The 12413-nt window shown below is 47.1% G+C and carries 10 protein-coding genes; 5 read left to right on the forward strand and 5 right to left on the reverse strand.

Annotated features, from left to right (window positions below):
• Positions 1-202: 202 nt before the first annotated feature.
• The 4 genes from BM415_RS00555 to BM415_RS00570 all read left to right on the forward strand — a co-directional run bounded on the left by BM415_RS00555 (position 203) and on the right by BM415_RS00570 (position 4558).
• Complete coding sequence (locus BM415_RS00555) at positions 203-607, forward strand: GntR family transcriptional regulator (protein ID WP_091153471.1); 405 nt, start codon at positions 203-205, stop codon at positions 605-607.
• On the forward strand, positions 600-1502 hold the full coding sequence (locus BM415_RS00560; RefSeq protein ID WP_091153474.1) for an ABC transporter ATP-binding protein: 903 nt from the start codon (positions 600-602) through the stop codon (positions 1500-1502). Before BM415_RS00555 ends, BM415_RS00560 begins: the two co-directional genes overlap by 8 nt.
• Entirely contained in the window at positions 1477-3504 is a 2028-nt protein-coding gene (locus BM415_RS00565) for a hypothetical protein (RefSeq protein ID WP_091153476.1), read from the forward strand. The genes BM415_RS00560 and BM415_RS00565 overlap by 26 nt, the downstream gene beginning before the upstream one ends.
• A gap of 187 nt (positions 3505-3691) precedes the next feature.
• Positions 3692-4558 (forward strand): hypothetical protein, encoded by an 867-nt coding sequence (locus BM415_RS00570; RefSeq protein ID WP_139236930.1) that lies wholly within the window; start codon positions 3692-3694, stop codon positions 4556-4558.
• Between the two features lie 165 nt (positions 4559-4723).
• Here BM415_RS00570 and BM415_RS00575 read toward each other — a convergent pair whose 3' ends face one another.
• On the reverse strand, positions 4724-6739 hold the full coding sequence (locus BM415_RS00575) for a S9 family peptidase (RefSeq protein WP_091153480.1): 2016 nt from the start codon (positions 6737-6739) through the stop codon (positions 4724-4726).
• A 219-nt stretch (positions 6740-6958) separates the two neighbouring features.
• Positions 6959-8098 carry an LLM class flavin-dependent oxidoreductase gene (locus BM415_RS00580; protein WP_091153483.1) on the reverse strand — a complete coding sequence of 380 codons (1140 nt, stop codon included), beginning with the start codon at positions 8096-8098 and terminating at the stop codon, positions 6959-6961.
• 185 nt (positions 8099-8283) lie between these two features.
• On the opposite strand from BM415_RS00580, the gene BM415_RS00585 reads away from it, so the two are divergent.
• Entirely contained in the window at positions 8284-9156 is an 873-nt protein-coding gene (locus BM415_RS00585; RefSeq protein ID WP_091153484.1) for an AraC family transcriptional regulator, read from the forward strand.
• A 28-nt stretch (positions 9157-9184) separates the two neighbouring features.
• On the opposite strand, the gene BM415_RS00590 is transcribed toward BM415_RS00585, so the two are convergent.
• Genes BM415_RS00590 through BM415_RS00600 form a run of 3 tightly spaced genes read right to left on the reverse strand, consistent with a single transcriptional unit; the run spans position 9185 to position 12158 of the window.
• Positions 9185-10000 carry a carbohydrate ABC transporter permease gene (locus tag BM415_RS00590; protein WP_091153487.1) on the reverse strand — a complete coding sequence of 272 codons (816 nt, stop codon included), beginning with the start codon at positions 9998-10000 and terminating at the stop codon, positions 9185-9187.
• Positions 10001-10038: 38 nt separating this feature from the next.
• Positions 10039-10908 (reverse strand): carbohydrate ABC transporter permease, encoded by an 870-nt coding sequence (locus BM415_RS00595; RefSeq protein WP_091153488.1) that lies wholly within the window; start codon positions 10906-10908, stop codon positions 10039-10041.
• A 2-nt stretch (positions 10909-10910) separates the two neighbouring features.
• Positions 10911-12158, reverse strand: coding sequence for an ABC transporter substrate-binding protein (locus BM415_RS00600; protein ID WP_091153490.1), 1248 nt, complete (start codon positions 12156-12158; stop codon positions 10911-10913).
• Positions 12159-12413 lie beyond the last annotated feature (255 nt).

Consider the following 12413-nt stretch of genomic DNA (forward strand, 5'->3'; position numbering starts at 1 on the left):
GTTTAGTGAGAATATGACCATCTGTTTCAGTATACCATTTTTACGAAAGCGACCGATTACACTCCATTGAACAAAAAGATTGACAGTTTCATATCCAACTGTATTATAAGTAATAGTACAGTTAATTCAGTGCCATGATCCAACCTTGATCCAATCGACTCTTTATTCCATGGATCTTGATCACATATGAAGGAGGAATCCGATGTTTGAATTGGACGTGCGCAGCCGTAAACCGATATACGAGCAGTTAGTAGAACGAATTAAGGAGTTGATTATGTTGGAGATGCTGCAGCCTGATGAGCAGCTGCCTTCCGTAAGGCATTTATCAGCCGAGCTTACAGTCAATCCGAATACGATTCAGAAGGCTTATCGTGAGCTGGAGCGGGACGGCTATATTTATTCTCTGCCAGGGAAGGGGAGTTTTGTCGCTAAGGTAGAGCACAGACCTGTTGATCAAAGAAAACAAGAGCTTAGGCTGGAAATACATAAGCTGTTTACTGAAGCGATCTATTTGGGTCTGACTGAAGATGAAATACAGGGAATCTATCAGAAGGCTCAGCAGGATCGTCTTTCGGATAGCGGTAAGGGGGAAGAGAAGCATGATTGAAGTGTCAGGAGTAACAAAACTATTTGAGACAGAGGCAGCTGTGAATCATCTGTCCCTTACCGTCCGGAAAGGCTCGATATTTGGTCTCTTGGGATCGAACGGAGCAGGAAAGACGACGCTGCTAAAAACAATGGCCGGAATCTATAAGCCTGATAAAGGCAGTGTGACCATTGACGGCACAGCGGTTTACGAGAATACCCAGCTAAAGAGCCGAATGATCTTTATGTCCGATATTCCTTATTTCTTTCCTCATACTTCGATTCGCCAAATGGCTGTTTTCTATAAGAGGATGTACCCTCATTGGAACGAAGAACGCTTCCGTCAGCTGGAATTGGTATTCAAGCTGGATCTTACGCGTAAGCTGAGCCGAATGTCTAAAGGGATGCAGCGTCAGGCAGCCTTTATGCTCGCTCTTAGCTGTATGCCGGATGTACTGCTGCTGGACGAGCCTATTGATGGGCTTGACCCGGTCATGCGCAGGATGATCAAAAACTTATTGTTCCAGGAAGCAGCCGAGCGAGGGCTGACCGTCGTTATCTCATCCCATAATCTAAGGGAAATTGAGGACATGTGCGATCATATCGGAATTATGCATAACGGAATGCTCATGGTGGAGAAGGATCTGGATGATCTGAAGGCGGATACGCACAAGATTCAGGTCGCTTTTCGAGATCACCGCCATGAGGAGAGCCTGTCAAACCAGGTTCGTATTCTTCATGGGGAGAAACGGGGCAGTGTGGAAATTTATATCGTGAAAGGCAATGAGCAGGAAGTGAAGGAAGCATTCAAGGCTTATGATCCCTATTTGCTTGATATGCTGCCGCTGACGCTGGAAGAGATCTTTATTTATGAAATGGAGGACGCTGGCTATGACATCCATCCGATTATTCTTTAACCGGGGAGTGATTCTTCAAGATCTGAAGCAGCATGGATGGATTGGAATATTGTATCTGCTTGCCCTGTCCTTCTTGCTGCCATTTGTTATGCTGCTTCAGCCTGTTAGTGGAGGTCAGGGTAGAGAGATTGATTCATTGCTTGAGGTTTCAGAGGGCTTGCCGCTTAATCTGCTGCTGATTTTTCCGATCTTCACCGTAAGCTTTATATTTCGATATTTGCATCGTAAGGCACCGTCCGATTTATATCACAGCTTGCCGATTACACGAAACCAGCTGCTCACCTCTCATTTGTTCAGTGCGCTGATTCTCTTGTTGTTACCCGTGTGGGTGATCGCTGCTATAATCGCATTAATACGTCCTTATGCAAGTAATCACTATATATATGAGCTGTCCATCGTATGGGAGTGGGCGGGAATGTCTACGGTATTCACTCTTTTCCTGTGCGGACTCACGGTCCTGCTTGCTGTAAGTCTTGGACAAACGATCCTCCAGCTGATTGTAACCTATGGTCTGCTCCTGACCCCGGCCTGGATCCTAGTGCTTGGTGTCATACATCTGGACAGATTTCTGTTCGGCTTCTCTAGAGAATATTATGAAATGGGATATAGCACCGGATTTGAACTGGGTACCATTTCACCATTCTTGAGGCTGACAGGGCTGTCGGGCGAACCATTTGGCATGCGAGAGATGCTTGTATACTTCCTGTTAGGCGTTGTATTGATATTACTTAGCTATATACTGTATCGAAAAAGGGATGCGGCTGCCTCGGGCCAGGCAATAGTCTATCCGTTCATGACGTTGCTGTTCCGTTTGCTCGTTATGCTGTTTATTTCTATGGCGTTTGGAGCGTACCTGTCTGAGGTCAATAGATATGACAACGGAGGTTTAATGTTCGGTCATGTAATCGGCGGCATTCTGGGATGTCTCATTGCCGAGATGGTCGTCCGTAAGACTTGGCTGATATGGAACAGGCGTACGCTCGCAAGCTCAATCGGATACAGCCTGCTGCTGCTGTTGCTGCTCTATCTGCCCGTAGCCAATATAGATGGCTTTGAAACTCGTGTTCCTAAGGCGGCGGACGTCAAAGGTGTCGCTGTATCTGAGCATTTTAATAATCTCATGGATACGGATAAGGTTAATCAAATGCAGATTCCAGCGAAGCTGACCAGCGAGAGCTTCAGTCAGTATCCTGCCTATATTGAAGCGGTCCTTCAACTGCATCAAGATCTTATAAGTCAATATGAAGCAGGTGAAATTTCTGAGCGGACCTCAGACTATTCAAGAAAATTAATAATTGCTTATGAGCTTACCAACGGGAGTAAAATGGTCCGTGAGTATGTGCTGGAAGAAGGACAGCTGGAGAACAGTCTGAGAAAGGTTATGGAGCATGAAGAGTATAAGAAGCAATATGTTCAGAATAGCCTAATGGAAGATGATACATTAAGAATTACAATTACAAACTGGGAGACGGGTAAGAAAGTTACGATTACGGATCCAGCAGACATCAAGGAATTTAAAAGCATATTACTCAAGGAAATTATGGCCATGAGCTATGAGGAACAGCTTGAGATGGGGAACAGCTGGGCATACATCGAGTTAACGAGTTCTCGTTTGCGTTACGGGAGCTATCAAAATCAAGAATGGAGCAAATCCTATGAGGAGCTGGAAGCCTGGATGGAAGAGAAGGGCCTTGCTGATCAAGCGAGGATGGTTCCTTCCGATATCCGTGAGATGACCATTACGAGAAATATTACAAACACCGGTTTTTCCGGCAGCCATGATGATATGGAATTGCACCAGAAATATTATGAACATATGACACGGCTATCAGGACAAACGAAAGTGACTGAAGAGGAAAGTCAGTGGGATGTTCTGAAAAATAGAACTGACATTTCTGTTCTTGATAGTTACAATCTCGATACCCCATATCTCGTCAAGATTAAGTTGAATTCAGGAGAAATATTTATTAATGGTATGGGGCATTTTCCTGAGGGCATGTAGAGTACACTCCTTGACGCTGTATGGAAAATAAAGTATATATGAATAGATCCTAATTGAATTTGAACGTCTTATGAGGAAGAACCCGTAAGGACAGGCATGATGCCTATTCTTGCGGGTTTTTTGTGTTCATCGTTTCATCTTCAGGATCGGAGAAAATAATTCAGGTGAGAAGGGAGAATGAACGAACGTGAACATGTCTAGTGAAATTCAAACACAAGGAGTCAGGAAGGGGAGAGTGCTAACCACATTGTGGAAAAAAGGCGGGCTGCTGCTCGCATCGATCAGCTTGACGCTGACGCTTGCTGTACCTTCGGCTCTTGCCGCAGGTTTCGAATTGTCCATTACGGGCAAGAAGATGCTGGATCAAACCGTATCGTCTTCGGGGTCATCCATGTCGTCCGCGCTGCGTAAGCAAGAAAGCAGGATACAGAGCCTTCATCAGCAGGATCAATCCCTTGATCAGCAGATCCGAGCGATCTATTATGCGAATAAGGAATCGGAAACCAGACTGCTTGAACGACTCAGACAGCATGAGGCTGCACAGATTGATAAATTAACACAGGAAGTGACGAGCACGAAGAAACGATATGAACCGCTGTTTGCACTCTATACATCACTAAACAAGGAGCTGACCCTTGTAAGAAAGCTGAAGAACAAGAATCTGACAGCTGCGGTAAAATCTCAGGTAGATACAACGAAGGTCGCGGTTACGCTCGCAAGAGAAGATATCAAGCGCAAACAGGACAAGCTGACAGCGGCCAAAAAGGCAAGAGATGCCGAGGTCAAGAAGGTGAGAACAGCACTTGCTGAGAAGAATCCAGTCCAAGTACAGATTAGAGCGGCGAAGAGCAATATATCTGCAGCGAAGAAACGGTTCACCCAGGAAATGAAGAACTTTAATGTGGTGGTCAAGAAGAAGGAGGGTACAGCTGTGCTGACCTCAATTACCGCATTAAGCACCATTGCAGAGGACATTGTAAGACAAAAGGGAGAGCAATATAAACTGGAGGTAAAAGTGAAACAGGTGATTACAGGAGCGGGGAAGCTGCTCTAATACTCCTCATACCAAATTTATTTTAAAGCTGTTACAAGCAGGGCTGCACGTCATACATCACAATTCATGAAGAAGTAGTGACGATGTGCAGCCTTGCCTGTCGGCTTTGACAACCCGTTAATGTTAAATATCTAAGAATGAGAAGTCTGTGGTTAGATCACGAGCTTATTTGTGTTCGTCAAACCAGCGGACGATATGATTCAAGCGTTTGACACGCAGACCTGGATGTCCACCGCGGGACAGCTCATGGCTTGATTTAGGGAACCGAATGAACTGTGTCTCCTTGCCAAGCCGTTTCAGTGCGATGAAGAGCTGCTCTGCCTGTTCAATAGGACACCGATGATCCTCTTCGCCGTGGAGAATCAGGAGCGGTGTTTCCACTTGCTCAACATATGCCAGTGGAGAATGCTTCCACAGCAGCTCTGTATTCTTCCATGCGTCGCCGCCAATTTGATCTTCTGTGAAGAAGAATCCGATATCGCTCACACCGTAGAAGGAGATCCAGTTGGAGATGGAACGCTGTGTAACGGCTGCTTTGAACCGGTTCGTATGTCCAACAATCCAGTTGGTCATAAATCCACCGTAGCTGCCGCCCGTTACGAAGAGCTGGGATTCATCGACAAAATCATATGCAGACAGCACATGATCAACAGCTTCCATTAGATCCGCATAATCTCTGCCACCGTAATCTCCCCGCACGGCATTAACAAATTCCTGGCTGTATCCGTGACCGCCGCGTGGATTCGTATAAATGACTGCATAGCCCCTGGCAGCCAGCAGCTGAAATTCCAGCATGAACGTAAATCCATACATCGCATGAGGACCGCCGTGGATTTCGAGCACGGTCGGAACCTTGGTACCGCTAGGCGTTCCTGCCGGTTTCATTACCCAGCCTTGAATATTCTCCCCGTCAGATGCCGTATAGTAGAACTCTTCAGGCAGGATGACCTCGACCTCTTCAAGGAATGCATCATTATGCTGTGTAAGTCTGCTCTCCAGCTTCGATTGGGTATCGAGGAGGAACAAATCTCCCGGCTGAGCTGGATCGGCAGCGGCAAGGATGAATTGCCCGTTAGAGCCTTGCTCAAATTGATAGATGTCTCGCTTGCCTTGCGAGATCCATTCATAGCCTGAACCATCTGCTGCGAACTTCGCTAGGTGCACGCCGCCTTCTCGCGAGACGAGGCTGTATACCGACTCACTATACTCACTGAATACAGGTCCATTAGAACGAGTACCGGATCTCATGTCACTTACCATGGAGTTACTGAGCTGGAGATCATATGATTTCGTTACGGATAACCATTCACCATCCTCTACGGGGCGAATGAAGAGATTCACTTGAGTCGCATTGTGATGAGAACGATCGCTTCCAAAGATGGCAAGCTTCTTGCCATCGGGAGAGTAGCTGACGGCATACACAGTCCATTCGGAGGAGGTAAGTTTACGACGATTTCCCCCACTGCTGTTTATGACGTAGACGTCGTTGATCAGACTGAGATCCGGGTCTGTATCGTCTTCTGGTATTTTCGCAACGAAGGCGATATGCTCCCCGTCCGGTGACCAACAGAAATCTCCGATGTCATAGTCTCCGCCTGTTAGTGGAGCTGGGGCATCTGATCCTAATTGTTGTATGTATAGATGAGATCTGCGTCCGTTCCAGCGGCCTGACCCGTCTGCTTTATACCGAATACGATCAATAATTTCTTCTTCCAGTGGCTTCTTCTGATCCACAGATTCTTGCCGGGCTTTCTTTGAATCTTCTACATCTGCTTCATTAGATGACACTGCATCGATTTGAGTACGAAATAACAGCTTGCTGCTGTCCGGTGACCAGGCAAACCCGCTTACGCCATGCTCAGCATGGGTAATGACCTGTGCCTCACCGCCATTAGCAGGGATGACCCAGATCTGTGGCTTGTCTTTATGGTTACGCAAAAAAGCAAGCTTCCTTCCATCGGGAGACCAGACCGGATGACGGTCCTGTTCACCGCTTGTAAATGCAATATCCTCATGACTTCCAAGCTCAACCATACGGATATGAGAGTTATACCCGTCACGATCCTTGTTAACGGTCTTTGATACATAGGCAACATGCTCACCATTTGGTGAAAGGGATGGATCACTTGTCCACACTAATCGATACAGATCTTCTGCTGTCATGCCTCGTTTATCACTCATACATACAAGCCTCCTATATGCTGGTAATGGAACAGTATTGTCGTTCTTTTCTATCATATCTTAAAGAGTCAAATGACCACAATGTCACTTTAAATGAGAGATTAAGAGTCATGCGGATCGCATAGTCCAGAACGATGTAAATTATTTATAATTAGTGCTGACTTCCCGCTGTTAGTAAAAAAGAGCCTATTCCCATATTGAGATTAGGCTCCAACTGCGCTATACACTGACCGTGATGGAACGTTCAGCCAGCTTTTTCTTAACTACGGGCATCAGCAGTTGACCTGAAATTTCGGCCTCCTCCAGATGTGGATATCCGGAGAGGATGAAGGAGCTGACACCTGCATCCACAAATTCCAGCAGTCTGTCAGATACCTGCTCTGGTGTTCCGACGAAGGCTACGGCGCCGCCGCCGCGGACGGCAGACAAGCCGGACCATAAGTTAGGTCCAATAATATAGTCCTGCTCCTTCGATTGCTCATACAGATCCATTTGGCGTTTCTGGTTCGTCGCGTCTGTCTTGGCATGAAGCTTCTCCTGACTCTTCAGCTGATCCGGCTCGACCTTGCTTAGAATGTTCCAGGCAGCTGCCCAAGCTTCTTCCTCTGTCTCACGCACGACGAGCTGAGCTCGGATGCCGTAGCGGAGTGACCGTTCCACACCTGTGTTATTTTTTAATTCCGCAAGATGCTGCTCCATCTCGGCAATTTGTCCTTGAATCCATTCGAGGGGCTCAGCCCACATCAAGTAGACATCCGCGCTCTCAGCAGCTACCTTCTTACCGGCAACGGAGCTTCCTCCAAAGTATAGGGGCGGGTTCGGATTCTGCACAGGAGCGGGCTTGCTTACGCCACCTTCGACTGCATAATGCTTGCCTTCATAATTAAACCCTTGTCCGCTGCCATCTTCTCCCCAAACGCCCTTCACCACATCCAGAAATTCCTTCGTTCGTTCATAACGTTCGTCATGGCTTCCATGAAGCGGATCGCCAGTTGCCTTGAGGTCTTGAGGATAGTGACCTGTGACCACGTTGATGAGCGCACGGCCCCCGGACATTTGATCGAGTGTGGATGCCATGCGTGCTGCAAGTACAGGGGAGATGAGCCCTGGACGCATCGCAATAAGCGGCTTTAGCTTGGTGGTATGCGCTGCAACCCAAGATCCAACGATCCATCCATCCCAGCAATCTCCGCCCGCAGGAATTAGGGTGAACTCGTAGCCTGCTTTCTCAGCAGCTTGTGCAACCTGTACAAAGTATTCCTGGGAAGGCTTGCGCTCCAGCTGAGTACCGATATATCTCCCATCCCCATTCGTGGGAATAAACCAACCAAACTCTACGGATTGTGCTGCTATGCTCATTTGTTATGAACTCCTTTCAAGGTATGCTTGCAATATTGTTCATCACTCTATATATTTGGTATAAAAATAATTACTACTAATACGGTAGGAATAGTATAGTAACCAGTTTAACAACCTTGAACGAATTGAACCATATCAATAGAAGGGAATAGGATTTATCATTTTGTGGGTATCGGAGGGGTTAGATGTTTACTAACATGAAGGAAGACGTTCACGAATTTCTAGAGATCCATTTCTTTAATCCCTCGGCGTATGAGAAGGGGAGCGCCGCATGGCCCATTCGTCTGGGGGCTAATGCTGCCAAGCCAGCCTATCACATCGGACCACGGGTAACGCCATACTATTACTTGCTGATGGTGCTGGAAGGCGAGGGGACCTTTATACAGAGCGGCAAGACTTACCCACTTCGCCCCGGGGACTTATTCTGTCTCTTTCCTCAAGTGACGCACGAATATTACACCAATGAGGACAAAACTCTACGTAAAATTTTCTTTGCCTTTGACGGAAAACATGCCCTGTCCTTACTCGCACGGGCAGGTCTTGGGCCATCAAGACCCCATCTGCTGGGAGGGCTCAATGATGAGGCCGTTGAGATCATGAAGTCATGGTTTGATCACTGCCGAATGGAGCTGACAGATTTATCGCGGCTCACCTATCTCCAGAAGGTATTTGACGCGCTTGCTGTGAATGAATCAAGTCTTGCCGAAACCTCCCACAATCCTTCATGGGTGCAGCAGGGGAAAGAGTATTTGGAAATTCATTACGCTGGAGGCATTACCATTAAGAGTGTAGCCGATTACGTTGGCGTTGAGCGCACACATTTTACCAAGAAATTTCACAAAACGTATGGCATATCTCCGATGAAATATATGCAGGAGCTGCGCATGAATGAAGCCAAGCTCCTTCTCACAGGCACAACCTATAAACTGGGAGAGATTGCCCAGTCCGTGGGATATCCTGACCTATTCTCGTTCTCGAAAGCTTTCAAGAGTTATGAAGGCGTATCACCGGCTAAATATCGTGAGAAGCACACAAAAGGACAAGCTCTGAGGGAATAACCCTTGACTTGTCCTTTTGTGTGTTTGCTTAACCTTTGAGAGAGCCTGCGGTCACCCCTGATATGAAGAAGCGCTGCAGGAACAAGAACATGAGCAGCATAGGCAGCGATATAATGACTACCCCTGACAAGAGTCCAGGATAATTCGTAGAATACTCTCCCTGGAACTGCAGCAGTGCCAGTGGAAGTGTCATCTTCGATTGGTCCGTAATCAGCAGGAGCGGGAACAGCAGCTCGTTCCACACAGAGACGAACAGGAAAGTAGCCGTCGCTGCAAGATAGGGGACCGATAGCGGCATCGCAATCTGGAGATACATGCGTGACTCTCCAGCCCCATCGATACTGGCGGACTCAAATACTTCTCTAGGCAATGATTTCATGAAGCCGTTGATCATGAAGACGGACAGCGGCATAAGTACCGATACGGAGACGAGGATGAGACCGATTCGGCTGTTCGTCAGCCCCAGATCCCGAAGGAAGGAGTGAATCGGAATCATGTTGACCTGCGAAGGCACCATGAGACCAATGACGAAGAGGAGCAGTATCGTTTTCGAAATTTTATTCTTAAGACGGTACAGTCCGAACGAAATCATACTGGCGAGAACAAGCAGCACAGCGACCGTTGAGAACGAGACGATGACGCTGTTGCTGAAATACATCAGCATCGGCTGGCTTTGAAACAGGTGAATATAATTATCCAGCGAGAAGGAGGAAGGCACTCCGATCGGATTCATATAAAATTGCTGCTGGTCCTTCATCGTTGCCATAACGACAACAAGCAGCGGAAGCAGAATAATAATTGCGTATAGAGTGAGCAGCAGCTTGCCGAGCGTACGAGCAAACAAGGAATTTCATCCTCCTTTCACATGCTAGAGACTGGAGCTTACGTTGCACGGTCTGAACGGATGGCTTTGAACTGCAGGAATGTGACCAGTGCGATTATAGCTAGGAAATAGATCGATGCTGCCGAAGCATGCCCGAAGTTATAATTCTGATAAGCAGAAGAATAAATATACGTCGATAAGATCTCTGTAGAGTAAGCCGGGCCCCCGCGGGTCATGACATAGATCAGATCAAACGCCTTGAATGATTGAATCGTTGTGTAGGCGATTACCAGTGTAGCTGCCGGTGCGAGCAGAGGCCATGTTACGAATCGGAATATTTGCCAGCGGTTACCGCCATCAAGTCTGGCTGCTTCATTAATTTCTTCCGGAATCCCGTGCAGGCCGGCCACGAACAGAATAACCATCTGTCCGATATGTGCCCATGCCTGGATGCCTGCAACGGAATAAATCGCGATGGAAGGATCGCCCAGCCAGTTGTTAGCAAGGAAGGACAAGCCAATGCGATTCAGCACTTCATTGAGAAGCCCGAGATTCGGATCATAGATATAAGTTCCGATAAAGCCAACTGCCGCTGAGGATAGAATCGTCGGGAAGAAATACAGCGCCCGCAGACCGATGTTGGCTTTGGAATTGCGGACGAGCAGAAGCGCTAGAACGAGCGATACAAGCGTCTGCACAATCACGACACTGAACATGAACTTCAAATTGTTGCCGATGGCTTTGTGAAAAATGGTGTTTTCTGCGACATTGACATAGTTGCTGAGCCCTACAAAGTTCATCGTATCCGACATGCCGTCCCAATCTGTGAAGGAGTAGTAAAGTCCTTGCAAGGTGGGATAAATAAAAAACACGAGATACAAGAGCAGGCCGGGTACGAAAAACCAGTAAATCGATTTGCGTACACCCATAATTACAGGTTCAACTGCTGGTCAACAATGGCTTGGGCATTCTCAGCAGCCTTCTCCGGTGTAATTCCTGACATGACTTCCTGAATCGAGCTTGTTACCGCTTTTTGAATCTCAATATTGGTAATGAGGTAACGAGGCTGGAAACGGGTATTTTTCGTACTCCAGTCACTAATAGCTGTCAGAGCAGGCGACGTATATTCAATGTCTTTGACAGGAACATCCTGATCCGTTTCGTTAGCTACCTTGCCTGCTGCTTCTGCCGTACTTAGGAATGCAAGGAATTTCTTGGCTTCTTCAGGATGCTTCGATTTACTGTTTACGCCAAGCATGAACGTCGTTGTATGAATGCCTTCATATATTGCTTCGTCTGCAGACACTGTGATCGGTGCAAGCAGGTTCAGTTCTAGCTCAGGGTTACCTGCAAGAATGGCAGACATGGAATACGAGCCTGTTGCAATCATGGCCGCTTTTTGCTGAGCCATAAGGGCGATCGCACCATCCGTGTTTGTTCCTAGCGCACCTTCCTGGAAGTAGCCCTTATCATTTAACTCCTTGAACTGAGCAAGCGTCTTAACCCACCATTCATCTGTCAGCTTCGCTTCTCCGGATTCAAGCTTGGCGAAGATTTCTTCATCAGGTGCGTTATTCATCATCATCGGGTTCATAAATTGACCGGGACCGATATCTGCTCCAGGGAATGCAATCGGGATAATGCCCTCGCTCTTCAGCTTCTCGCAGAGTGCGAGAAAGCCTTCCCAATCCGTTGGCGGTGTAAGGCCGTATTGTTCAAAGAGTCCAGCATTATATACCGGGACATTATAAATCAGGTTGTAAGGAAGAGCATATTGCTTGCCATCCTTTGCACCCGACTCAATGAGGTCCTGCTTGTAGTTATCTACAAAGGCCTCACCCGTCAGATCGGTGTAAAGTCCAGCTCTCAGAATGGATTCAAACTGGGCTCCGGGGAAGGAAGCGAACACATCACCGACCGATCCATCCATTAGCTTGGCTTGGGCTGTCGTTTGATACTGCTCGGAAGGGAAGGTCTGCATGGTCACGTCAATATTAGGATTCTCGCTCTCGAATTCACTGATAAGCTCGTTCCATACAGCGGCTTCGCTGTTCCAATGGATAAAGCTGATCTTTACTTTACCGCCTTCCGAGCTGCCGTTGTCGCTTCCGCATGCGCTGACGACCAGAGACAGAGCCAAGGTAATCATAGCCATCGTGGAACGTGTTTTCTTTTTCATGAATATGCCTCCTCCGTAGTCTACCTAAACAAAAAAACGACAGAAGGATAGATCCTCAGTATCCATTGTCGTAGCATTCATACTTTAAAAAGAACATAAATAACCTACTAATATAACCTACTAATTTAGTTGGAATAGTGTGCATTTGCATCATACCATTTCCCTGTACAGTTCAGCAATGTAAATTCGTGTTGTTTAGATTTTGTCATTTTGTGGTTTGCAATGATATTTTATCACTTATAATAGAGAAGCTGC

It is taken from the genome of Paenibacillus sp. 453mf, from assembly GCF_900116105.1.
In the GTDB taxonomy this organism is placed as follows: Bacteria; Bacillota; Bacilli; order Paenibacillales; family Paenibacillaceae; genus Paenibacillus; species Paenibacillus provencensis.